The 26,269-nt window shown below is 31.2% G+C and carries 20 protein-coding genes; 18 read left to right on the forward strand and 2 right to left on the reverse strand.

What is annotated here, in order from left to right:
• The first annotated feature begins 49 nt into the window (after positions 1-49).
• The 17 genes from dnaX to H6553_02740 all read left to right on the forward strand — a co-directional run bounded on the left by dnaX (position 50) and on the right by H6553_02740 (position 21,432).
• Positions 50-1,189, forward strand: a complete 1,140-nt coding sequence (gene dnaX, locus H6553_02660) for a DNA polymerase III subunit gamma/tau (protein ID MCB9032718.1) — start codon at positions 50-52, stop codon at positions 1,187-1,189.
• The gene (locus H6553_02665) at positions 1,126-1,836 is read left to right on the forward strand and encodes a hypothetical protein (GenBank protein ID MCB9032719.1); all 711 of its coding nucleotides are present in this window, start codon (positions 1,126-1,128) and stop codon (positions 1,834-1,836) included. The genes dnaX and H6553_02665 overlap by 64 nt, the downstream gene beginning before the upstream one ends.
• A 378-nt stretch (positions 1,837-2,214) precedes the next feature.
• The gene (gene mraZ, locus H6553_02670) at positions 2,215-2,664 is read left to right on the forward strand and encodes a division/cell wall cluster transcriptional repressor MraZ (GenBank protein ID MCB9032720.1); all 450 of its coding nucleotides are present in this window, start codon (positions 2,215-2,217) and stop codon (positions 2,662-2,664) included.
• A complete protein-coding gene (gene rsmH / locus H6553_02675) occupies positions 2,657-3,559 on the forward strand; it encodes a 16S rRNA (cytosine(1402)-N(4))-methyltransferase RsmH (GenBank protein ID MCB9032721.1) in 903 nt (300 codons plus the stop codon). Before mraZ ends, rsmH begins: the two co-directional genes overlap by 8 nt.
• A 12-nt stretch (positions 3,560-3,571) precedes the next feature.
• Positions 3,572-3,937: a hypothetical protein gene (locus H6553_02680; protein ID MCB9032722.1), complete on the forward strand. Its 366-nt coding sequence runs from the start codon at positions 3,572-3,574 to the stop codon at positions 3,935-3,937.
• A 3-nt stretch (positions 3,938-3,940) separates the two neighbouring features.
• On the forward strand, positions 3,941-6,043 hold the full coding sequence (locus tag H6553_02685) for a transpeptidase family protein (protein ID MCB9032723.1): 2,103 nt from the start codon (positions 3,941-3,943) through the stop codon (positions 6,041-6,043).
• A 1-nt stretch (position 6,044) separates the two neighbouring features.
• Positions 6,045-7,508, forward strand: coding sequence for a UDP-N-acetylmuramoyl-L-alanyl-D-glutamate--2,6-diaminopimelate ligase (locus tag H6553_02690; protein MCB9032724.1), 1,464 nt, complete (start codon positions 6,045-6,047; stop codon positions 7,506-7,508).
• Positions 7,508-8,815 carry a phospho-N-acetylmuramoyl-pentapeptide-transferase gene (locus tag H6553_02695; GenBank protein ID MCB9032725.1) on the forward strand — a complete coding sequence of 436 codons (1,308 nt, stop codon included), beginning with the start codon at positions 7,508-7,510 and terminating at the stop codon, positions 8,813-8,815. The genes H6553_02690 and H6553_02695 overlap by 1 nt, the downstream gene beginning before the upstream one ends.
• A gap of 6 nt (positions 8,816-8,821) precedes the next feature.
• On the forward strand, positions 8,822-10,159 hold the full coding sequence (gene murD / locus H6553_02700; GenBank protein MCB9032726.1) for a UDP-N-acetylmuramoyl-L-alanine--D-glutamate ligase: 1,338 nt from the start codon (positions 8,822-8,824) through the stop codon (positions 10,157-10,159).
• Positions 10,160-10,165: 6 nt separating this feature from the next.
• A complete protein-coding gene (locus H6553_02705) occupies positions 10,166-11,359 on the forward strand; it encodes an FtsW/RodA/SpoVE family cell cycle protein (GenBank protein MCB9032727.1) in 1,194 nt (397 codons plus the stop codon).
• A complete protein-coding gene (gene murG / locus H6553_02710) occupies positions 11,352-12,464 on the forward strand; it encodes an undecaprenyldiphospho-muramoylpentapeptide beta-N-acetylglucosaminyltransferase (GenBank protein MCB9032728.1) in 1,113 nt (370 codons plus the stop codon). The genes H6553_02705 and murG overlap by 8 nt, the downstream gene beginning before the upstream one ends.
• Positions 12,457-13,818, forward strand: coding sequence for a UDP-N-acetylmuramate--L-alanine ligase (locus tag H6553_02715; GenBank protein MCB9032729.1), 1,362 nt, complete (start codon positions 12,457-12,459; stop codon positions 13,816-13,818). The genes murG and H6553_02715 overlap by 8 nt, the downstream gene beginning before the upstream one ends.
• A complete protein-coding gene (locus H6553_02720; protein ID MCB9032730.1) occupies positions 13,811-14,575 on the forward strand; it encodes a hypothetical protein in 765 nt (254 codons plus the stop codon). The genes H6553_02715 and H6553_02720 overlap by 8 nt, the downstream gene beginning before the upstream one ends.
• A 27-nt stretch (positions 14,576-14,602) precedes the next feature.
• Positions 14,603-16,039 (forward strand): cell division protein FtsA, encoded by a 1,437-nt coding sequence (gene ftsA, locus H6553_02725; protein ID MCB9032731.1) that lies wholly within the window; start codon positions 14,603-14,605, stop codon positions 16,037-16,039.
• Positions 16,040-16,050: 11 nt separating this feature from the next.
• The gene (gene ftsZ, locus H6553_02730; protein ID MCB9032732.1) at positions 16,051-17,571 is read left to right on the forward strand and encodes a cell division protein FtsZ; all 1,521 of its coding nucleotides are present in this window, start codon (positions 16,051-16,053) and stop codon (positions 17,569-17,571) included.
• 325 nt (positions 17,572-17,896) lie between these two features.
• The gene (locus H6553_02735; GenBank protein MCB9032733.1) at positions 17,897-20,815 is read left to right on the forward strand and encodes a hypothetical protein; all 2,919 of its coding nucleotides are present in this window, start codon (positions 17,897-17,899) and stop codon (positions 20,813-20,815) included.
• A gap of 53 nt (positions 20,816-20,868) precedes the next feature.
• Positions 20,869-21,432 carry a hypothetical protein gene (locus H6553_02740; protein MCB9032734.1) on the forward strand — a complete coding sequence of 188 codons (564 nt, stop codon included), beginning with the start codon at positions 20,869-20,871 and terminating at the stop codon, positions 21,430-21,432.
• Positions 21,433-21,707: 275 nt separating this feature from the next.
• Here the strand turns inward: H6553_02740 and H6553_02745 are convergent, their stop codons facing one another.
• Both H6553_02745 and H6553_02750 read right to left on the reverse strand, forming a co-directional pair.
• The gene (locus H6553_02745; protein MCB9032735.1) at positions 21,708-22,883 is read right to left on the reverse strand and encodes an alcohol dehydrogenase catalytic domain-containing protein; all 1,176 of its coding nucleotides are present in this window, start codon (positions 22,881-22,883) and stop codon (positions 21,708-21,710) included.
• A 1,022-nt stretch (positions 22,884-23,905) separates the two neighbouring features.
• Positions 23,906-24,538: an ATP-binding protein gene (locus tag H6553_02750; GenBank protein ID MCB9032736.1), complete on the reverse strand. Its 633-nt coding sequence runs from the start codon at positions 24,536-24,538 to the stop codon at positions 23,906-23,908.
• Between the two features lie 57 nt (positions 24,539-24,595).
• Here H6553_02750 and H6553_02755 point away from each other — a divergent pair, with 57 nt between their 5' ends.
• Positions 24,596-26,266 carry a 1-acyl-sn-glycerol-3-phosphate acyltransferase gene (locus tag H6553_02755; GenBank protein MCB9032737.1) on the forward strand — a complete coding sequence of 557 codons (1,671 nt, stop codon included), beginning with the start codon at positions 24,596-24,598 and terminating at the stop codon, positions 26,264-26,266.
• The last annotated feature ends 3 nt before the right edge of the window (positions 26,267-26,269 follow it).

A 26,269-nucleotide genomic window follows, 5' to 3' on the forward strand; every position in this document is an offset into this window, starting at 1 on the left:
ACAATACTTAAACTTTAGCGTACTGCATTTTTTCTTATTTTTGCATCAGATGAGTGATTACATTGTTTCGGCACGAAAATACAGACCAAGTACTTTTTTTGAAGTAGTTGGTCAAGAGCAAGTTTCTGAAACTTTAAAAAAAGCACTTAATTCTGGCAAGTTAGCACAGTCATTTTTGTTTTGCGGACCAAGAGGTGTTGGAAAAACTACTTGTGCTAGAATTTTAGCCAAAGCCATTAACTGCGAAAATCCTACACCAGAAAAAGAACCTTGTAACCAATGTAATTCTTGTATGTCATTTGCACAAAATGCATCATTCAATATGTTTGAACTAGATGCTGCATCAAACAATAGCGTTGACGATATTAGAATTTTGGTAGACCAAGTCCGATTTCCACCTCAAAGTGGTAAATATAAAGTCTATATTATAGATGAGGTACATATGTTGTCATCTGGTGCGTTTAATGCTTTTTTAAAAACACTTGAAGAACCACCAAGCTATGCCATTTTTATTTTGGCAACTACCGAAAAACACAAAATTATTCCTACAATTTTGTCTCGTTGTCAAATTTTCGACTTTAAACGCATTAGCAACGAAGACATTGTAAAACAACTCGAACATATTGCCACACAAGAAAATATTACTACAGAATCATCTGCATTACATATCATAGCAGAAAAAGCAGATGGTGGAATGCGTGATGCTTTGTCTTTGTTTGATAAAATTGTAAGTTTTGCAGGCGATAAAGTTTCCTATCAAGATGTAATATCTAATTTAAATATATTAGATTACGATTACTATTTTAATATCATCAATTATTTAATTGCAGAAGATAATACAGCTACGCTAATTGCTTTCAATGAAATTATAAAAAACGGATTTGATGGCGAAATTTTCATTAATGGTTTAGCCAATCATTGTAGAAATTTATTGTTGTGTAAAGATGAAGCAACATTAGCTTTGTTAGAAGTTGGCGAAGACTTAAAACTAAAATATCAAGAGCAAGCACAAATCATTCCAGAAACATTTTTATTAAATGCACTCAATATTCTTAATCAATGTGATGTAGAATATAAAACTGCAAAAAACAAAAGGTTATTAGTAGAAATGGCTTTGCTCAAATTATGCTTTTTAAATCAGCAGATAGAGCAAACCTTATCATTGTTGCTTGGCGAAAAAAAAAACTAAAAGCACTACTAGAAACTTATAAAGCATTCCGACAACAAGTTCAAGCATCAAACACTATTGAGCAGCGAATTTTTGCAGAAGAGATTCCAGAAGAAAATAATGTTCAGGAAGAACCAACGATTGCAGTTACTACTAAAGTAGAAGAAGTAGACAAAACTATTCCCAACCAAGCAGTTATTGAAAAAGCTACACGGAAGAAATTAAAATCAAAAACTTCAATTGCTAGTCTTTTAAAAGATGCCAATAGCGAAATTTTATTAGAAGAAGACAATAGTCATCAAGTCGTGTTGAATCAAGAAAACCTTAATAAACTCTGGAAAGATTTTATAGACTCAATAAGAACTTCAGCACAAAGCTCATTTGTTAGCGTAGCAGAAAGACAACAACCTTTGCTAGAAAATGGGACTATCTTTTTTAAAGAAGATAATAATATAGCATTAGAAATGTTAAAGTTGCAAAAAATGGAATTGATAAGATTTCTATTGCATCACACCACTGAAAATATTATTCCTATTGAGTTTATATTAGAAAAACCAGACGACGCAGAAGAAGTTAAATACAAGCGACCAATAGACCGATTAGAAGAATTGATTCAAGAAAATGAACACATCAAATCATTCATCAAAGAATTTGAATTGGATTTTTAGATAATAGAGATATTACCTTATCTAAATTTTATCACACACAACCATTATATATCCAAAATCTGTGGCTATATATCTCTAACTCTATTATTAAATTAATTGGTCAATTACCACATCTTCTTATTATTTCACCAAAATCTTACCACATCTTACCACCTTTTTCTGCACAAAATTGCTATTTGTGTATAAACTTATTGTTGATAAACAGGTGAATAAAACCAAGCATTTATCAGTTTCTTACACACTTATTACATATTTATTAACCGAGTTATTAACATTTTGGCTGTTTGTTAGTATTTTAACTAGGGTAAAAAGTGGTGTTAGGTGGAGATTTGTGGCGATTTTGTTTTAATTTTGACATGATTAATCATTTTCCTACTAATGGCAACTTATACAGGTCAATATCAAGTCAAAGTAGATAACAAAGGCAGATTGCGTTTGCCTAGCGATTTATTGAAACAACTAGAAGACCAAAACAAAAAATTTGTCATTAACAAAGGACTGGAAAAATGTCTGCGACTATATCCAATCAATCAGTGGAATGCTATTACCGAAGAAATGAACAAGCTCTCTTATTTCAAAACTAAAGAAAGAGAGTTCCTCAGATTTTTCTATCAAATGGCTACACAAACAGAAACGGATAGCAACGACAGAATCTTAATTCCAAAACGATTAATGGAAAAAACCAATATTACTAACGAGGTAGTCATACTCGCTTTTCATGATGTAATTGAAATTTGGGATAGTAATACTTACTATGATACCATTCAAGAACCAGATGATTTTAGCGATATGGCCGATGAAATATGGAGCAAGCTAAAAAATGACTAGTACTTATCATCAACCAGTAATGCTACATGAATGTATAGATGCATTAAATATTATTCCAAATGGAATTTATATTGATGTTACTTTTGGTGGAGGCGGTCACTCTAAAGAGATATTAAAAGCACTAGGTAAAGATGGTAAACTATTTGCTTTCGATACAGATACAGATGCTCAAGCAAACACTATTATCGATGATAGATTTCAATTGATTCAAAGTAATTATAGAAACTTAAAAAGATATTTGAAGTTTTATAATGTTAATAGCATAAATGGAATATTAGCAGATTTTGGTATTTCTTCATATCAAATTGATGAGCCAAGTAGAGGTTTTTCTATTCGATTTGACGCAGCACTCGATATGAGAATGAATCAATCTCAAGACTTGTCTGCACATCAAATCATCAATCACTATCAGTTAGAAGATTTAATTAGAATATTTAAAATCTATGGCGAAATACCTAATGCAAAACAATTAGCTAATAAAATTATAGAAGAAAGAAATATTCAATTAATAGATACTACTGCTCAACTAGTAAATATTGCTACAAGTGTACATAAAGGAAAACTGCCAAAATATTTAGCACAAGTTTTTCAAGCAATAAGAATAGAAGTTAACGACGAAATTCAAGCAATACACGAATTCTTAGAACAAGCAGCAGAATTACTAACTACAGATGGACGATTAGTCATTCTAACTTATCACTCTTTAGAAGACAGACCAGTTAAAAACTATTTTAAGTTTGGCGTATTTGAAGGACAACCACAAAAAGATGTGTTCGGAAATTATAATCACACACTTAAAGTCATTAACAAAAAACCAATAGTTGCAACAGAAGCAGAGTTGAAAGAAAATCCAAGAGCTAGAAGTGCAAAACTAAGAATTGCAGAAAAAATATAAATTAAAATAATATTGGAAGAAGAAAAAGACATATCAATTCAAAAAAGTCAATTACAAAGAGTAGTTGAAGGTTTTCTTCGCGTTACTGGTTTGGCAGATTGGGTGTCTTATGCTCAAGTACTCAAAAATGCATTCTTTGTAATACTCTTTTTAGGTATTGGATTGATAGAAATTTTCAATACACATTTAGCAGAACGAATGAGCAGGAAAATTACTGTTCAAAAAGAAAATATAAAAGAATTGCGTTGGGAATACATGACTGAAAAAGCAGATTTTAATTATAAAACAAAGCAAAGCGAAATGCAAAAACTGTTAGCACCATACGGAATTAATGCAGCGATAGAACCACCTAAGAAAATTGAATATATCAAAGAATAATTAATGAATATTAAAACAAACATATTATTGCGTGTATACTTTATCGGACTTATCTGTGCGGTATTTGGTATTGCTATAATATTTAAAGTATATAGTATTCAATCATATAAAGGCCATTATTGGAAAAATTTAGCCGATTCATTATCTACTAAAATCTTTGATATAGAAGCAGAAAGAGGAAATATTTATTCTGCCGATGATAAATTACTAGCTACTACAATTCCTTATTTCGAGTTGCGTTGCGATTTTGCTTCTACGGCAATGACAGATGAAATCTTCGATAAAAATGTTGATTCTCTAGCGTATTACATGGCAAAATATTTCGGAAAAAAAACGGAGAGTCAATATAGAAATGAATTATATACTGCGAGAAAATTAGGCAAAAGATGGCATCTAATTTATAGAAATGCAGATTATATGTTGCTTAATAAAGTGAAAACTTGGCCACTTTTTAGAGAAGGAAAATACAAAGGAGGTTTAATCGTTATCGAAGATCCTAAACGAAAAATGCCTTTTGGTATGTTAGCACATCGTACCATTGGTTATGTGCGAGATAACGCTCAAGATATTGGACTAGAATCTACTTATAACCAATATTTGGCTGGAACAAATGGTAAAATTCTTAAACAAAGAATTGCTGGTGGCGAGTGGATTCCTATTAAAAAAACAGGTCAAATCGAACCTAAAAATGGCTACGATATTGTTACTACTTTAGATATTCAGTTGCAAGATATTGCTGAAAACACATTAGCAGATGCACTTAAAAGTACTAATGCAGATTTAGGTTGTGCTGTTATTATGGAAGTAAAAACTGGTGCTATTAAAGCAATGGCAAATCTCGGAAAAACTACAGAAGGCAACTATACAGAAAAATATAATTACGCAGTAGGATTGAGCAACGAACCAGGTTCTGTCTTTAAAACTGCGGCTTACTTAGCTTTGTTTGATGATGGAAAAATTGATTTAGAAGATTCTATCAACACCAATTATGCTAGAGCTGTCTTTAATAATAATGTATTAACAGACGATGGTCATAACACACAATACACTTTCTTAAAACCAGCAAAAGCATTAGCAATTTCTTCAAATGTAGCTATTGCTAAATGGTTACATTATAATTATAAAGATAATAAGAAAAAATTCTATACTAAATTATCTCAATTTGGATTGACAGATAAAACGCATATTGAAATTGAAGGAGAACCACAACCTTTTATTAGAAATCCAGAAGAGTGGAGTTTTATGTCTCTTCCTTGGATGGCTCATGGTTACGAAGTCAAATTTACGCCACTACAAATTCTTACATTCTACAATGCTATTGCCAATAAAGGCACTAGAATGCAACCTTACTTGGTGCAAAGTATTACAGAAAATAATAAAACTATCGAGTCATTTTCGCCAAAGAGTAATAAAACTAAAATATGTTCTGAAAAGGCAGCCAACTATGCTACACAAATTTTGTTGGCAGTGGTCGAAGACAGTAAAGGTACAGGTAGAAAAATTCGTACACCATTTTATCGTATTGCTGGTAAAACAGGTACAGCTAAAATGAGTTTCGATAATAAAGGTTATACCAATAAAAATTTATCAACTTTTGTAGGATTTTTTCCAGCAGACAATCCATTGTATTCATGCATAGTAACTATTGCTGGTGTAGAAGGAGAACATACTTCTGGTGGTGCTATTGCTGCTCCAGTATTTAAAACTATTGCAGATAAAATTATCACATCAAATATTAAAAATAATAAAGCAATTAATAAAGATACATTATATGCTTATGTAAATCCACCAATATTTTCTGCTAATAAATTCGATGCATTACAAATCATTGGCTTCTTTAACAATACATCGCCACAAGTTAATAATAATTGGAATTTTATTGATGTGAAGTTTAATAATAAAAATAGTACTAATGTTATTGCTGTTCAAGATGAAGATAAAAAAGTACCAAATGTAAAAGGCATGCTAATAGATGATGCTTTAAGCTTACTAGAAAATAAAGGATTAAGAGTGGTATTTACAGGAAAAGGAAAAGTGTTCAATCAATCATTAAGTGCTGGTTTACCAATTATAAAAAATAATTTAATATTATTAGAATTAAAATAAATTGAAAAAACTACAAGACATATTATCCAATATTTCTACTATAAAAATTATAGGCAATACTAATATTGTAATCAACAAACTACAATTAGATTCTCGTTTAATTACCACAAACGATGTTTATATTGCTATTAAAGGTGTAGCAGTAGATGGTCATCAATTTATCAATCAAACAATAGAAAAAGGTGCTATTGCAGTGGTAGTAGAAAATTTACCAGAAACTATCAATAATAATATTACTTATATTCAAGTAGAAGATGCTAGAAAAACAACAGCACTTTTAGCTACCAACTACTACAATAATCCATCTACAAAATTACAATTAGTTGGTGTTACTGGTACCAACGGAAAAACGACTATTGCTACATTGATTTTTGAATTATATAAAAATAATGGAAATAAAGTCGGGCTACTATCTACTATTGAAAATAAAATTAACGATACAGTAATTCCATCTACACATACTACACCAAATCCAATTATACTAAATCAATTATTAGCTCAAATGGTTGATGAAGGTTGTACATATTGCTTTATGGAAGTCAGTTCTCATGCAGCAGATCAAGATAGAATTGCTGGTTTGCAATTTAAAGGTGCTTTGTTTACAAATATCTCACATGACCACTTAGATTATCACAAAGATTTTAATCACTACATCACTGCTAAGAAAAAATTCTTCGACCAATTGCCAAACAATGCTTTTGCTATTGTCAATGCAGATGATAAAAGAGGCTTGGTAATGCTACAAAATACCAATGCTAAAAAACTAACAGCAGCTATAAAATCAGATGCAGATTATAAGTTCACTATATTAGAAAATACATTCTTAGGATTAGTATTAAAATATAAACAATATGATATTCATACACATCTTGTAGGTCGATTTAATGCTTATAATTTACTACTCATTTTTGCTGCTTGTGTTGAGTTAGGTATGGATGAACAAGAAGCATTGAGTCAGATTTCTAAACTAAAAACTGCAGAAGGCAGATTCGATACTTTGCGTTCCAACCATAATTTAATAGGAATTGTAGATTATGCACATACACCAGATGCACTTAAAAATGTTCTAGATACTATCAACGAAATTAGAACAGGTAATGAAAAAGTAATTTGTGTTGTAGGTTGTGGTGGAAACAGAGATAAAACTAAAAGACCAGAAATGGCACTCATTGCTTCGCAGTTAAGTGCTAAAAGTATTTTCACAGCAGACAATCCAAGAAACGAAGATGCTGATACTATTATAGATGAAATGAGAAAAGGTGTGCCGCCACAAAATTTCAATAAAGTATTGGCTATTACTAATCGAAAAGAGGCAATAAGAGCTGCAGTAAGCTTAGCAAATCCTAATGATATTATTCTCGTTGCAGGTAAAGGTCACGAAAAATATCAAGAAATCAACGGTGTAAAACATCCTTTTGATGATAAAGCAATATTGCAATCAGCTTTTAAAGAAATGAATAAGTAATGTTATATCATATATTTGATTTTTTTCAGAAACAATACGACATCACTGGTGGTGACTTAGTAAAATTTATCAGCTTTAGAGCTGCAATGGCAATCTTATTGTCTTTGGTTATTTCTATGATTATTGGCAAGAGTGTAATCAAATGGTTACAAAGAATGCAAATAGGAGAGAGTGTTCGTGATTTAGGTCTAGAAGGTCAAATTCAAAAAAAAGGTACGCCAACTATGGGTGGTGTAATCATTATTGCTGCAATTGTAATTCCAACTTTATTGTTTGCTAAATTAAATAATGTATATGTAATATTGTTATTAATTGCTACACTTTGGATGGGAGCTATTGGTTTTATTGATGATTATATTAAAGTTTTCAAAAAAGATAAAGAAGGATTAAGAGGTAAGTTTAAAATTTTAGCTCAAGTTATTTTAGGACTCATTGTTGGCTTGGTATTATACTTCCATAATGATGTTAGAGTAAAAGACTTTAATGCAGTTTATGAATATAATATTAATCCTGTAACTAATGATGTAGACAATTGGAAAGAACCTATAGCTGTTTCTTCTAGCTCTACAATTATGTATAAAGACAAAGGCATTAGAGTAGGCGATAAGTTCTTATCACACGAAACTCAAGCTGTAGAAACCAATGTACCTTTCTTTAAAAATAATCAATTAGATTATGCTAAAATATTAAAACCTTTTATTAAAAATTATACAAAGTGGGGTTGGTTAATTTATATTCCTATAGTTATTTTTATAATAACTTCAGTATCAAATGCAGCCAATCTTACTGATGGAATTGATGGATTAGCTTCTGGCGTTTCTGCAATTGTAGTAATAACACTTGCTGTTTTTGCTTATGTTTCTGGTAATATCAATCTAGCAGATTATCTAAATATCTTATATATTCCAGAGTCTGGAGAAGTCGTAATTATTTGTGCTGCTATCATTGGTGCGTGTATTGGTTTCTTGTGGTACAATGCTTTTCCTGCTCAGGTTTTTATGGGAGATACAGGCAGTTTAATGCTAGGTGGTGTTATTGCAACTATTGCAATTATTGTTAGAAAAGAATTATTACTTCCAGTTCTATGTGGTGTTTTTGTAGCAGAAAATTTATCAGTAATTATTCAAGTAGCTTATTTTAAATATACGAAAAAGAAATATGGAGAAGGTAAACGCGTGTTTTTAATGTCGCCATTACATCACCATTTTCAGAAAAAAGGAATGCACGAATCTAAAATTGTTACTCGTTTTTGGATTGTAAGTATTCTATTAGCAGTAATCACATTTGTAACATTAAAAATTAGATAATATATAATGAGTAAAAATATAGTCATATTAGGTGGAGGCGAAAGTGGAGTTGGTGCTGCTTTATTAGCACAGCAAAAGGGCTATACTGTTTTTGTATCTGATTTTAATTTAATTAAAGACAAATATAAAGAGGAATTAAATAAATATAATATTCCTTTTGAAGATAAACAACATACTACCGAAAAAATACTACAATCAAACATTGTTGTAAAAAGTCCAGGCATTCCAAATAAAGCGCCAATTATTCAACAAATAAAAGCAAATAATATTTCTATAGTGTCAGAAATTGAGTTTGCTGCTCAATATACCAATGCTACTATTATTGCTATAACTGGTTCTAATGGAAAAACAACAACTACAGCTTTAATTTATCACATATTGAATAAAGCAGAATTTGATGTAGCACTTGCTGGCAATATTGGCGATAGCTTTGCTAAAAAAGTTTGGGAAAGAGATTATCAATATTTCGTGCTAGAAATCAGTAGCTTTCAGTTAGATGATATTCAACACTTCAAACCACACATCGCTATCATTACTAATATCACAGAAGACCATTTAGATAGATACAACTACGATGTTCAAAACTACATCGATGCAAAATTTAATATCACTAAAAATCAAACCAATTCAGATTATCTAATTTATAATATAGACGATCCATATACAATTAATAATTTAAATAAATATAATATACAATCAAAATTAATTCCTTTTTCTTATTATAAACAATTAGAAGAAGGTGGTTTTGTAAACAATAACGAATTAATTATCCAACTCAATAAAAATAATTTTAGTATGTCATTAAACGAATTAAGCATTCAAGGAATTCACAATACCTACAATTCTTTGGCAGCAGGTATTTCCGCAAAAATTTTAGATGTAAGAAACGAAAAAACAAGAGAGAGTTTTCAAGATTTTAAAAACATGGACCATCGTTTAGAGTATGTCATTTCTGTAAGGCATATCGATTTTATCAACGATTCTAAAGCTACCAATGTTAACTCTACTTGGTTTGCTCTCGAATCTATGACTAAACCAACGGTGCTTTTGCTTGGTGGTGTAGACAAAGGAAACGATTATACGCTCATCAAAGATTTAGTTAAAGAAAAAGTAAAAGCTATTATTTGTATTGGCGAAGATAACGAAACGCTACATCAAGCATTTAGCGATGTTGTTGGTTATATTGTCGACTCAAAAGACATGGAAGATGCTGTAAAATTAGCATATAATATTGCAGATAAAGGCGATGTCGTTTTACTTTCTCCATGTTGTGCTAGTTTCGATAGATTTGATAATTACGAGGATAGAGGCAATCAATTCAAAAAATTTGTTCGTTCACTTTAAATTATAATGATTAAAAATTTAATAAATAATATTAAAGGAGATAAATATATTTGGTATATTATTGTAGCACTAAGTATATTTTCTTTGCTATTGGTATATAGCTCTACTAGGTCTTTGGCTTATAAAGGAGCTAACCTTGGCACCGAATATTTTTTATTAAGACATGGTTTCTATTTGTGTTTGGGTTGGGCGGTAATTTATTTCGTTCACAGATTAGACCATCGTTATTTTTCAAGAATTGCTCAGTTGTTGGCAATACTTTCAGTACCACTTTTATTATATACAATGTTTTTTGGTGTTACTAGAAATGAAGCAAGTCGTTGGGTAGAAATTCCTGTTATCGGAATTACTTTTCAAGCTTCTGATTTTGCTAAACTAGCACTCATTATGTTTACAGCAAGAACTTTATCAAAAAAACAAGGAGAGATTAAAAATTTTAAAGAAGTAAGTATCAACTTAATGTTGCCAATTGTAGGTATTTGTGCACTCATTTTAGTCGATAATTTTTCAACAGCCATGATTCTATTTATGACTTGTATGGTCATTTTATTCATTGGTCGCGTAAGTGTAAAGTATATGATGGCAATTGCTTTTGCAGGAATCGTAGCATTATCAGCTGTCTTTACTTTCTCTTGGTTTTTCAGACCAGACCATGGTAGAGCCGATGTTTGGTTACATCGTGTTGAGTCTTGGATGAATCCTGATTATAGTTCTGATGAATTTTTCCAACAGAAACAAGCCAATATTGCTATGGCTAAAGGTGGAATTTTTAGAATTGCTCCAGGAAAAAGTACGCAATGCAACTTCTTACCAGATGCTTTTTCTGATTTTATTTTTGCTACATTAATAGAAGAGTACGGATTAATAGGTGGAGCATTTGTTTTATTTTTATATCTTTTCTTTTTATATAGGGTGATACTATTAGTCAAGAAAAGTCCAAGGGCTTTTGGTGCTTTAATGGCAGTCGGACTAGGAGTCAGTATTACACTTCAAGCAGTAATACACATGGGTGTAAATGTACACCTATTACCCAACACAGGAATTACTTTACCTTTTATAAGTTGGGGAGGAACAAGTATTTTATTCAACTCTTTTGCATTAGGAATAATATTAAGCGTAAGCAGTTTTGTAGAAGAAAGAGAAGCAGAAAAACCAGTTAAAACAAGAAGGAGAAAACAAAAATTAGAAGAAATTGGATAATATAAATAAAACATATAAATTTATTATTTCTGGAGGTGGAACTGGTGGTCACATATTTCCTGCTATTGCAATTGCAGATGCTTTAAAAGCAATTAATACCAATAACGAAATTTTATTTGTTGGTGCTAATGGCAAAATGGAAATGGAAAAAGTACCAGCTGCTGGTTATAATATCAAAGGACTAGATGTTGCTGGTTTGCAAAGAAGTCTATCACCAAAAAATTTATTATTGCCATTTAAAGTTCTAAAAAGTTTATTTCAAGCATATAAAATTATTAAAAACTATAAACCAAATGCTTGTATTGGTGTTGGTGGATATGCTAGTGCTCCAACTTTATTTGTAGCAGCTTTAATGGGAATTAAAACATTTATTCAAGAACAAAATTCATATCCAGGAATTACCAATAAAATTCTATCCAAATTTGCCAATACTATTTTTGTAAGCTACGAGCATATGAACCAATTTTTTCCTAATGATAAAATTGTACTAGCAGGAAATCCAATTAGAAAAGATATAGTTCAAACAAATATTGATAAAAACAATGCATATTCACATTTTAATCTAAATAATACTAAAAAAACAATATTAATTATTGGTGGAAGTTTAGGTGCAAGAACCATTAATCAAAGTGTTCAAAAATTCTATCAAGATTGGATCAATAATGACTATCAAATCTTGTGGCAAACAGGTAAATTTTACTACGATAATATTGTAAAAGAAATTCCTAATGCACCAAACGACTTAAAAATTATGCAGTTCATTAAAGAAATGGACTTAGCTTATACGGTTGCAGATGTTATTATTTCAAGAGCTGGTGCTTTGTCAATTTCTGAACTTTGTGTTATTGGCAAACCTTGTATTTTAATTCCATCTCCAAATGTTTCCGAAGATCATCAAACTAAAAATGCAATGGCTTTAGTCAACAAAAATGCAGCTGTTTTAGTAAAAGATAATGAAGCAACGCAAGTATTAGGTACTACCTTATTACAGCTAATGAACAACGAACAACAATTACAATCACTAAGCAATAATATTAAGTCACTAGCTAAAAATAATGCAGCCAATACTATTGCTCAAACTATAATTCAAAAAATCAATGCATAGCTTTAATAACATACAACAAGTTTATTTTCTAGGTATCGGTGGTATCGGAATGAGTGCTTTGGCAAGGTACTTCAATAAAATTGGTGTACAAGTTACTGGTTATGATAAAACACCAACAGAACTAACCAATCAGTTACAACAAGAAGGTATTACCATTACTTTTGAAGATAGTATCGATACACTAAATAAAAATGCAGATTTAGTTATATATACACCAGCTATTCCTAAAAATCATATACAATATAATTGGTATTTAGAACATAATTTTACTATAAAAAAACGAGCAGTTGTACTTGGCGAAATTGCTAATCAATACTTTCAAATTGCAGTGGCTGGTTCGCATGGTAAAACTTCTACAGCATCTATTGTTACACATATATTAAAAACAGCCAATAAAGATGTGGCTGCTTTCTTAGGTGGAATTGCTACAAACTACAATACCAATTTCTTATTTGGCAATCAATATGCAGTGGTTGAAGCAGATGAATTTGATAGAAGTTTCATGTCTTTAAAACCAAACTTGGCTATCATTACGGCAATCGATTCAGATCATTTAGATATTTATGGCGATTTAAGTGCTATTGAAAAATCATTTACTAATTTTACATATAATATTAAAAATGATGGTTGTATTGTACATCATCTATCTGTAAAAAAAGAATTACTCAATCCAGAAGTAAAAAACATAAGCTATCATTTTAACGATACTAATGCAAATGTATATACACAAAACTTTAGAATTGAAAATAATAGTTATGTATTTGATATTAATGTAAATGGGAATAGCATTGCAGATATTCATTACTACTACGGTGGAAAACATAATATAGAAAATGCATTAGCTGCTGTAACTATTGCATATTTATTAGAAATTGATACGGAACATATTAAAACTGCTTTGGCTACATTCAAAGGTGTTAAACGCAGATTCGAAATTCATCATCAGTCTAATAAATATATTTTAATTGATGATTATGCACATCATCCAAAAGAATTAGAAGCAGTAATTCATGCAGTAAAAGAGTTGTATCCAAACAAGCAATTAACTGTTGTTTTTCAACCTCATTTGTATTCTCGAACTAAAGATTTTTACAAAGAATTTGCTCAATCATTATCTTTAGCAGATACTGTTTTGTTGTTTGATATTTATCCAGCAAGAGAATTGCCAATCGAAGGTGTTACAAGTCAACTTATTTTAGATGAGATTACTACAACAAAGAAACAAATTGTAGCAAAAGAAGCACTAGTCAATACACTCAAAAATATCAATGAAAAAGAAATTATTTTAACAGTAGGTGCTGGCGATATTAACTTATTAATTGACGATATAAAAACAATGCTAACAAATGAATAAAGTAGTAAAAAACATATTGATTAAAATTGTTTTTTTTACAATACTCATTGTATTTGTAGCCAGTATTGTTATTGCTAAAAATAAAAGAGATAATAAAAGTATCTCCGATTTACAAATAGAATTTAGCCAAGGTGCAGATAACTTATTAATTACTAAAGATGATATTTATTATTATATAGTAAAATATTATCCAGTACACAATAATTCAGTATCAGGCAAACAACTCGAAGATATAGAACAAAGTGTTTCAAAAATTCCTTTTGTTCAATCAGCACAGGCATTTTTAGACAATAACAATCTACTTAGAGTCAAAGTTACACCAAGAACTCCAATTGCTCGTGTATTTGCAAGTGGTCAATCATCTTTTTATATAGATAATGAAGGAGTAATGTTTCCTACATCAAAAAATTATACAGTTAAAGTTCCAATTATTACAGGAAAAATAAATCAAAAATATATAAAAAATGATACGATTAATAATGTAAAGTTGCTACAAGTGTTACAGACTGTTAAAACCATGCAACAAGACGAGTTCATGAATGCTTTAGTCGGACAGATTAATATCAATAGTAAAAATCAAATTGAATTAATACCAAGATTGGCGGAACATACTATCGTTATTGGTGATGACAAAGATTTAGAAGATAAATTTAATCGTTTAAAGATATTTTATAAAGAAGTGTTGACTAAAGTGGGTTGGGAAAAATACAAGGTTATCAACATTATGTATAAAGAACAATTAGTGGGTTTAAAATAATTTTAAGAAATATGCAAAACATATCCAATGGAAACAAATAATAATGTAAAATCAAAGTTTAATGATGTAGTATGTGCTATCGATATAGGTACATCTAAAGTAGCTGCACTCGTAGCTAGAAGAAATCAATACAACAAAGTTGAAATTTTAGGTATTGGTATATGTCCATCTTTTGGCGTTCAAAGAGGTGTGGTTATCAATATTACTAAAACGGTAGAGTCTATCAAAAAAGCAGTTGCCGAAGCTGAAAAAGTATCTGGAATTTCGTTTGAAAAAGTGCATGTTGGTATTGCTGGGAAGCATATCAAGAGTATGCAAAACAGAAGCCAAATTAACAGAACCAATGTAGATTCTTGGATTACACACGAAGATGTAAAACGACTTAAAGAAGAGTCATACAAAATAGCATTGCCTCCAGGTGATAGAATTATTCATGTGCTACAACAAGAATATATCATCGATAATGAACCTAATATTTCTGATCCAGTTGGAATGATGGGCGTGAAAATGGAAGGCAACTTTCATATCATCACAGGTGCAGAAGCAGCTATTCAAAATATAGAAATGTGTATTAAAGCAGCTGGCTTAGAAGTGGCAAGCATTGAATTAGAACCATTGGCTTCTTCAGATGCAGTATTAAATGCACAAGAGTTAGAAGCTGGTGTTGCTTTGGTTGATATTGGTGGTGGAACTACAGATGTGGCTATCTTCGAAAATAATACTATTCGTCATACTGCTGTAATTCCTTTTGGTGGAAATATCATTACAGAAGATTTAAGAGATTTTAGAATTTTGAAAGAACAAGCAGAAGTACTTAAAGTAAAATACGGTTATGCTATTCCTTTCGAAGCACTTAGAAACCAACATGTTTCTATACAAGGTGTTCGTAGCGGAAATAATAAAGAATTAAACTTACTAAGCGTAGCAAAAGTAATCAGTGCAAGGATGAAAGAAATTTTAGCACATGTCGATTATCAAATCAAATTATCGGGCTACGGAAAAAAATTAATCAGTGGTATCGTGTTAACAGGCGGAGGTTCACAACTAAAAAATTTAGTACAACTTACCGAAATGGAAACAGGTCAAATTGCAAGAGTAGGTTTGCCAAAAGAACACTTAGCACACACACGATTAAAAGAAATCGAAAATCCAATGTACGCAACAGGTATTGGTTTAGTTATTAGAGCGTTCAAATTACAAGACGAAGAATCACTATGCGATGTGCCTGCTACTACAAATAATACAACAACCGAAGTAAAAACAGAAACGCCAAAAACAGAAATAGTAAATCCAATAGTTGAAGAAGACATCAACAAAAAAGAAGAAGATTTTTCTATTCCTGAAGAAAAAATAATTGAACCACAAGTAAATAAAAACACAGATAAAAAGAAATCTTTGGTGTCTATTTGGGGAAAAAGAATTGGCGATTGGTTAAAAGATGATAACGATTTTACAGATATTTAAAATATAACATTATGGAATTCGAAATGTTTAGTGAATATAATTCAATAATAAAAGTAGTTGGCGTTGGTGGCGGTGGCTGCAATGCAGTTAACTACATGTATGAGCAAGGCATACCTGGCGTAAACTTTGCTGTTTGCAACACAGATAAACAAGACTTAGAAAAAAGTGGTGTGCCTACAAAAATTCAGTTAGGTGTTTCTTTGTTAGAAGGATTAGGTGCTGGTGCAAATCCTGAAGAAGGTAGAAAAGCGGCACTCGAAGCAGAAGAGGAAATAAGAATGTACTTAGGCAACAATACTAAAATGGTATTTATTACTGCAGGAATGGGTGGTGGTACTGGAACTGGTGCTGGTCCAATCGTAGCAAAAGTAGCCAGAGATATGGATATTCTTACCGTAGGAATTGTAACCATGCCTTTTAATAATGAAGGAAAACCAAAACGCATTAAAGCAGAACATGGTATCGAAAATATGAAAGAAAATGTAGATGCTTTAATCGTAGTATCTAATAATAAATTATACGATATTTATCCAGACTTAGATATTGATGAAGCATTTTCTAAAGCAGATGATATTTTAGCAACTGCAGCAAAAGGTGTTACCGAAATCATTACCAAACCAGGTAAAATTAATGTCGACTTCAACGATGTTAAAAGAATTATGGAAGCTAGTGGTGTAGCACTTATTGGTATTGGCAGAGGCAGTGGCGAAGATAGAGCAGAACAAGCCATTCAGTCTGCTATCACATCACCATTACTAGAAGATACAGATATTTATGGAGCGAAAGGAGTTGTATTATATATATCTTATGGTAATACATTTAAAATGCGTGAATTAGATTTAATTACCGAAACAGTACAAGACGAAACACAGTCTGATTGCGAATTAATTTGGGGTGTTTGTAAAGATGAATCACTAGGAGATGATATAGCAATTACTTTAATAGCTACTGGATTTGAAACTGGCGAAACTTCTAAGCAACGCAAGAAAAAAGTACAAGTAGAAAGAAACAAGGTAGTTCATAATTTAAGTCAACAACAAGAAGAGCAAGAAGAAATTACTACACCAAAAGTAGTAGTAAGCCAAGTAGAAAAAGAAGAAAAGCAAGTAGTTGAAGAAATTAAACTCGTACAAAAACCAAGAAATACAGTAGTGTTTGATTTGTTTGACAATAGTGAGGAAGACGAAGATGAAATAATACAAAAATCTACTAAAGTAGAAGACCAATTTTCTTTATACGAATTAGATGTCAATCAGAATGAAATTGCAGCAGATGAAGATGCTTTTGAAACACAAGACTTAGAAAAAGAACTGATAAAAAAACGCATTGCAGTAGAAATGCAAAAGAATAACAATATTAGTTTGCACGAGTTAGAAAGAGAACCAGCTTATAAAAGATATGGTTTAGACCTAAATGATGATAATAAAGATATTACACAGTCAAATATATCAGATTTCTCAATATATAAAAATGAAGAAACAGGCAAAGTAGAAATCAAGCCAAATGCCATGAAAGATATATATTTAGATTAGTCATTTGTTGCCTTTGCTCTTGCTGAATTTATTTCAGCATCTTTATAATATTGGTTATTTGCAGAGATGTTCATTAGTTTTTTCTCGTCATCGCGAGGAGGAACGACGAAGCGACCTCACTTAGGCTTTGGTTTGTGTCTCACGAAACAAACAACAAACAAATCTACTTACTAAACTTGTAGTAGCTAATAATATTAATTCTTGTCAAAACAAATAAACCTAAAGTTTAAAATAAATACTTATATTTGATTACAACTATCCGTATATCAACCGTTTATTAGACATATATAGTAGTTAGCCATCATTAAGGGAAAACAAATAACAAATGTTTGACAACATAGATATCGCAAATACTAATCCAGCAAAATCCGCTCGTGTCATGATAATTCAGCCGGACTTGTCTGAAGAAAATTGGATTAAAAAAGATGGCCTCTATTACTTGAGCACATCACCTAAGCTAAACTCGATAATAGACGAGTCCTTAGCTATAGGAATCAAAAATGGTGTTAACATTATAGTATACCCAGAATGCTCAATTACAAAAAACTCTATAGTAAAACTACAAAAGCTCTCTAAAGAAAACAACTTAATATTAATAGGTGGTTCTCAATATTATAAGGACAAAGAAACAGGTAAGGTGATTTCACGATCCCCAATAATTATTAATGGTTCAATATTTTATACCGACAAGATTAATCCTTCGCCATATGAAACATCAGCTTATGCTAGTGAAGGGTTATCTAAAGGAAGTAGTATTCGAATTTTTCAAAATACTTCAATTGGAAACTTCTGTGTTATAATTTGTGCTGATTACTTAAAGGAAGATCTTAGGAGCAAAATTCCTGATGAAGAACTAGATTTTCTGTTCGTGATTGCATACCAACGTGACTCTTCTATTTACTTCAATAGATTAAACTCTACTAGTGAAGAATCAAATAATGGCTTATACTGCATATACAACAATATTAGAATTAATGGCAAGGCAGACGGAAACTCCTCAGTTTTTGGAGATGTCCACTTAATGTTTTTACAAGACATTATAGACAAAGGAGATACCGATTGCAAACCAAAGAAAAAAATATTTACACTTAGAAATTGCAACGTTTTTGATTATCTAATTGCGGATTTTGATCTTACAAACAAAAAGCCAGCATATGCAAAGAATGCAGATTATAAATCAAATTTTCAAATAATCGAAAGTTCAACTGATGACGAAGAAGTTACACAATTTACTCAGTTGATTGGACATTATGATATTCGATATGAAAAGATTGATTCAGTATTTGTTGAGCCAAAGGAATTTTCTGCAATTGAGAATAAATTGAAAGAAAATAATATAATATTTATTATTGGAGATCCAGGAATTGGTAAAACATTTACTTCCGTTAAATTGCTAAAAAATTATTTCAATAAAGGATATAAACCAATTTGGTTCACTGGATTGGAAAAAGAAGAAAGGAAATCTCAGAGAATTATACTAGATAAATTTGAGATAGAACCTAATTCAATAATTTATTTCGAAGATCCTTTTGGAAGAACTGTCTTTGAAAGAAGGGATAGCCTCTTTACATTTCTAAGACCTTTAATCAGTAAAGCATCAAAGATAAATTGCAAAATAATTATTACTTCTCGAAGACAGGTGTTTGAAGAGTTTGCAAATGAGAGTTTAACCAAAGATGAACTTACAGAATTAAAAGAAGAGCTTAATGTTGTAAAGCCATCATATGAATCTGAAAAATTACTGGAAATTTTTAGACGCCACCTCGAAATATCAAATTTTAAGATGGATGAAAAACATAAATCTATTATTGAACAAGAAATACAGAACTGCAATATTGATACACCGTTTGAAATTAGAGACATAATTCTTACCTCTCAGAGCATACATTCAACTGATGATTTATTAAATATAATTCAAGAAACAAAGAAAGGATCTGTCAAAAGTTTTGCCATTGAAATAAGCAACCTTAAACCAGAAGTGCAATTCATTTATTTGCTAATTTTCTTCTTTGGTCATAGAAAAGAAATATTCAATACTAAGATCTATGACAATTATAATGTTGTAAACGAGTACCCCACAAATCTTATAACAATACCTTATAAAGATCTACTTAGAACGTTAACAGGACATAGGCTTGAGAGTTACGGCAAGTTTAGTGAGTATATTAGGTTCTCTCACCCACGTTACGAAGAGGCCCTAGTAGAATTTTTACTACAATACCCTAAAGCTCAACTAATCACAAAAAACATCTTTCATACCTTAAATCATTTGTACGAAAAATCTGCAATTGTAGATTCAATCAAAAGGAGTGCATTTAAATATCCTGAGGTTTCTGTTCTTCTTCTCAACTTAATTAATGTGTCATTAGTAGTTAAGGGCAGAATTGCTCCTACGCAAATGAGCATATTAAAACTATTAGGAGCCTCATTACAATTTGAAATTAATGACTTAGAGAAAAGCGATTTGCTTAAAAATGGAATTATTGATCACTTTAAACTTGAAGAGCTAGTCGACTTTACTAATACTCTAGAATCACTTGAGCATTTGAAGAATCAATTTCGAATTCTCAATTCCTATTCCCAAATGATGAAAATTGATTGCAATGCCAAAATTTTTGGTGTAATTGACTATACTAGAGTTGCAAAGATTATTAAGTACTATATTAAACATAATGCTGTAGTATCTCTAATAAAGGAAGTATGCAATTTTAATAATAATTTTCAATTACTATTAGTATCAGAATTGCACCACTCGTTATTACTTAGATTATTTTCAAATAACGATTCTGAGACTCGATTAGAGTTACTGGAACTATTTGACCAGTATGATAGGCTCTTGGAATTAGTGAAATTCTCTAATAAGTTTAAAAGAAAAGTAGAATGGCCTTCAATATTAAAAATCATCTGTGAGTCTATTAATGAAGAAAACAGAATTATTATAGATCAAGGTGCTGTAGTTGCATTTAGAAGAAGATGGAGAAATCTATTGCCTGTAGGAATTATAAAAACTATAGGGAATTATAAGCAAGGCCAACCTATTTATATTGTAAGTGAGTCTGGTGAAAAAATTGGAATGGGATTGGCAGAATATCCAAGCGATGAAGTTAATCTAATTATAGGTCAGCATTCAAGTAATATATTATCAATACTAGGATATACGACAGGTCCATCTGTAGTTCGTTCAATCAATAAAATACTTTTACAAGAAGAAAAGAAACGATGGCTAACAATAGATAAGAAGTAATAGCTCCTTCGTCACTACTACTCTTATCATCATCCGTTAGTACTCATTTTAAAATGACTGGAAAGATTAAACGCATAGGACTGACTTTAGGATTGTTTTCAACGATAATTAGCTTTTTGTTTTTTGGACGACAACAAGGAACATATCAAACTCTTCTATTCTTTGGATTTCTTACCTCCTTCATTTTTTATCTAACAATTCTATTCGGAAAAGAAACCGCTAAATCAAGAATAATTTGGACAGTTATTGTCTTGCTTGTAGTGACTATTCAAAGGCTGACAGAACCAATATTAATAAAAAGCTCATACTTGATTTACCTTAATAGTAATGACGAGGAGTTAACGACAGTAAATAATTTACTCAAGGACAAACATGGTGAGATCACAATTCTGAATAATGACATTACCGATAAAGAAAATTTATTAACCCAAACTGAAAAAGGCGACCTAATTAAATTACGACAAGACCTAGACATTTATATGATTACAAAATCAAACGATGGAATATATTATGGACTTTGGGGCTTTCTGGATGTGAGACTTGGTATTACTTATTGGACAAAAAGTGAAGCACCAAATGAAAATTTCAAACATCTAAAAGACAAATGGTATCATTGACAACAGAAAAAACGAGTAGCTAACAGCAGATTTGCAACAGGCGGGGTTTCGTACTCCGCAGACAGTTTTATGGTAGCTGAAGATCCAGTTCTTTCCACACCTTGGTTCGTATCTCAACAAACAAATCTACTTACTAAATTTGTAGTAGCTAATAATATTAATTCTTGTCAAAACAAATTTACTTATATTTGATATGAAAGCGGATTGGCTAATGAGTAATAGCAGAGGTATTGCTTTTAGCTTATATTAGCGGTTGTTTGCTTTGATAATTACACCTAAATCCAGTTTTTCTCCTTAAACCGATTTAGGTTTTGTTCAAAATATGGATCCCTTCTCACAACAAGTTTAGTAGTTTTTTCAAGATAAGCTTGTTCGGCTTCTTCCCAGTCGGCGATTGTTGTAATCACTTTTTCAGGCTTTAACGCACCTGATTGTATAAGAGGAAGAATCTTTGGAATATCTCGTCGTGGATGAGAAATTCCAATATGAAATGAAGCACTTTTTGTATACATTTCCCATAGAGGCAATTTCGTTCCCTTCTTGAAATAAAATGCAGTACTGGTGCAGAATCCGCCACTGGCCAATGAGCGGATAGCCAAGTTCAATTTCGGTTCTTCACCGCTACAATCTACGGTAATGGGATATCCATTCTTCAAAAGCGATTTGTGGAATGTATCAAACTTTATTTTGCTATTCACCGGAATAGGATTAGCTCCTAATGATTCTGCGATCCTAAGTCTTGTTTTACTTTGATCTATATAATCGATATGTGAAGAGCCCAATATTTTGGCAAAATAGACAGCATACAGTCCAATACTTTGTGCTGCACCACCGATGACAAGCACTGGTGCCTGTGGGTTATTTTGAATGTGCGGAGCGATAGTTCGATATGCATCTGAAATGTTGTCACTTAGGGCAGAGCAATGATATGGATTTATGTCTTCTGGAAGATGAATGAGCATTCCATCCGCAAAGGGGATAGTTATAAAGTCGGACATTGTCCCGCCATAATCAGAAGTATTATGTCCAAATCCGTAGGCCGATATTATGGCATCATCATTTGTGTTATTACAATTGGAATAGTATCCATCATTACATGTTTTACAAGTCCCACAGGAGATTGCCCAAGGCACAATTACAACATCTCCGACTTTGAAGTTTGTAACATCACTGCCTATCTCAGTAATTTCACCAATGCATTCGTGACCAACGCAAAAAGGTGGTTTGATAGGATTATTACCGAATGTTTCCAAGATTCTTCTATCGAGATAATGAAGTTTTACTCCGAGTTTGAGCAATTCGCTGTAGTTATGAAACAGGAATAAGCTATCTCCATCGCATCTGGATGACACCAATGGTCTAAGTATAGCACTTTTGGGTGATGTGATTTTTAGTTCATCCCTTTCAACCCATTTAAGTTTGTTCTTTCCTAATACTGTGAGTTCTCTCATATTTACTGGATCATTAATAACCGCTAATACCCGAATATACACAATTAATTTAGTTGCATATATTTTTTTGCTAAAAATAACCCGTTGTGTATTTACTTCCCATCAGAGTTATTCGCTAGAGAACTCTGAGTAATAAATCTATATTTTGGTTCGTGTCTCAAGAAACAAACAACAAATAAATCTACTTACTAAACTTGTAGTAGCTAATAATATTAATTCTTGCCAAAATAAAATAAATACTTATATTTGATTAGAACTATTCGTATTCAATTGCTAAATAGAGATATGTAGTTAGCGGTAATTGTATGAAGAGTTACAAAAAAAACCAATGAAACAAAATGTATAAAGTGAAAATTAATCCATTCATTCCGACTCTCCTATTCGTAATAAGCTTTATCTTACTTTATACTTCTGTTGTATTAACAATTCAATTGATTTTAAAAATTATTAATTTACAAATTGACTTCAGTGAATTGGTATCTGCTTGTATTTACACAATATTCATATACTTTATTTTCTATTTAACAACAAAACAACTATTAATAACTCCACTTTCACTATTTATAGACAAGGAACAAATCGTATTAAGAAATTTTCTTTTTTTTAATAAAGTGATTATAAAACGCAAAGATTTTTCATCTCTTACAAAATCTTACTTATCTTTTGTAAAAGGTGGAACCATTGACACATTTATAATTAAGACTAAGAAAGGAAAAGAATATACACTCACAAAACATTTATACTTTCATTGGGACGATATATTTGAAAACTTTGTAAAATATGGCTATCGGGCAACATAAAAATCCTATCCTCACTCAGAGTTACTCGCTAGAAAACGCTGAGTAATAAACTACACTTTGGTTCGTGTCTCACAAAACAAAAAGTAGCAGACTCACTTACTGAATTTGCCTGTCTCTACCTGTCGGTAGACATGGTATCGAACAGGTAGATTTCAGCATCTAATATATACTATCCTCACTCAGAGTTACTCGCTAGAAAACGCTAAGTGAAAGCAAATAGAATCACACTCCATTTAAAACAAAATATTGTTCTTGTTTAATTAAATAACCATTTTGCCATAAGCTAGTGAGCATTCTCTTAGCTCTTCTCTCAGAAAGGTTGAGTAACTGCATTACAATCTTAGTATTAATATATTCATATTTATTTAAATATTCTAGCACGGCTTGTTCTTTGCTATCTAAAACATAGCTGTCATTTTTTTCTAAATATTTTGTATTTATAGATTTGCTAATAACTGTTTTATCGTTGCTACGCATATACAATTGCCACGCATCATTATCATCTAAAGCAAAATGTGGTTTCTTTAAACTATTGCTTACACTAGCAATTAAAACATTTAAATCTTCATCTTCGTAAACAGTAAAATCAATATTTATAGGCGGATCGCAAAGATGTTCAGCAGCTTCGTGTAACATATACATATTCTCTTCAACATCACAACCTATTACTTTTCCAAAATCATTAATGCCAACCAATAAATCACCACCTTTGTTGTTGGCAAAAGCAGCCAAAGTTCTAGCAATCTTTTTAGAATCGCTAATAGTTTGCTTAAAATCTTGCGTACTGTTTTCACCTTTAGCAATAGCCAAGTACAAATCTTCCCAATTGGTTTTTATGTTCGGTCTAAATCTCAATATTAAATTTATGATTAAAATGATTTCAAGATATAAAAAATTAGCTTATTTTGTATCATGTTTGATAATGCGATAGACGAAATTAAGCAATGGCCAATCAGTAAAATCGCTGAAAAAAGAGATAAAGTACTGGAAGAAATTGAGTCAGAATCTATTCTTGATTTCGAAAAAGCATATCCAAATGATGAAGATTTAAGAGCTCAGTTACAAAAAACATTATATCTAGAGCAAATTAGAATTAAAACAGAATCGTGGGAAGTAGATCCAGAAGATGAAAAAGAATTTTGGAATGGTGTTAAACGAAAACTACTCAAAGCATCAAACACAGAAGAAATAGAAAAATATAGACAAACCAATCAGTTAGTCTTATCAGAAATTATAGAACGATATGCTAATGAAATTATAGGCGATTTTAGTCCAAAACTATATTGGTTTGCTAGGCAACTACTACGACGATTTTTTTCAAGATTGTTCAATTCTCATTTTGGTGGATTCAAAGGACTACTTCGTCCACAAGACTTATTAGTCAATAAATTAATTGTTACAGGTCATAAAGATGAAATGTTAGCATTGTCTAAAAAAGGAACTATTGTTTTAGTACCAACACATTTCTCTAACTTAGATTCTGTGCTCATTGGTTTTGGAATGGACTATATAGGCATGCCAGCATTTCAATATGGTGCAGGTTTAAACCTATTCAATTCAAAATTTTTCTCATTGTTTATGGGAAACTTAGGTGCTTATAAATTAGATAGAAGAAAAAAGAATCCAATTTATTTAGAAACACTTAAAAAATTCTCTAAAATAAATATAGAACATGGTGCACACACTATATTTTTTCCAGGCGGAACTCGTTCTAGGTCTGGAGCAATAGAAAATTCACTTAAATTAGGTTTGCTAGGAACAGTACTAGAAGCACAAAGACATCATTTTGAACAATTTCCTGCTAATTTAGCACCAAAAATATATGTAGTACCATTAACCATTAGCTATAATTTTGTTTTAGAAGCAGCATCACTCATCGACCAATATTTAAAAATTACAGGTAAAGACCAATACTTAATTCAAAGTACCAGTGCTGTTCCTTGGAAATCTGTTTGGAAATTCTTTTGGGAAACCTTTTCTCAATCGTCAGATGTGAGTTTGTCTATAGGCAAGCCAATGGATGTACTAGGAAATTATCTCAACGAAGATGGAGAAAGCATAGACAACAACGGAAAAGTAATAGAGTTGCAAAAGTACTTCTTTGCTAATGGAAAAATTACCGAAGATGCTCAACGAGAAAGTGTTTATACAGCAATGCTTGGCGAAAAAATTGTAAAAAGCTTTAAAATTAACAATATAGTTTATGCATCGCATGTAGTACCATTTGTTGCTTTCGAACTATTGAAACAAAAAATAAATACCAACGATTTATTTACCATTCTTAGAATTCCTGAAGAAGAAAGAGAAATAGATTGGGATATTTATAGAATCAATATGAAAATAATTTTAGATGCTTTGTATGATTTAAACAACAAACAGAAACTTAAATTATCGCCAAAATTAACAACACTAGAGTTAGAAGAAATTATTGCACACGGAATGAAAAACATAAGCATCTATCATACCAACTTACCTTTATTAAGAACTAAAGAAGGCAATATTACTAGCGAAGATTTAAAATTATTGTACTATTATCACAACCGACTACTAGGTTATGATTTAGAGAAATTAATAAGATATTAGCAT

The organism is Chitinophagales bacterium (assembly GCA_020636535.1).
Classification (GTDB): domain Bacteria; phylum Bacteroidota; class Bacteroidia; order Chitinophagales; family JADIYW01; genus JADJSS01.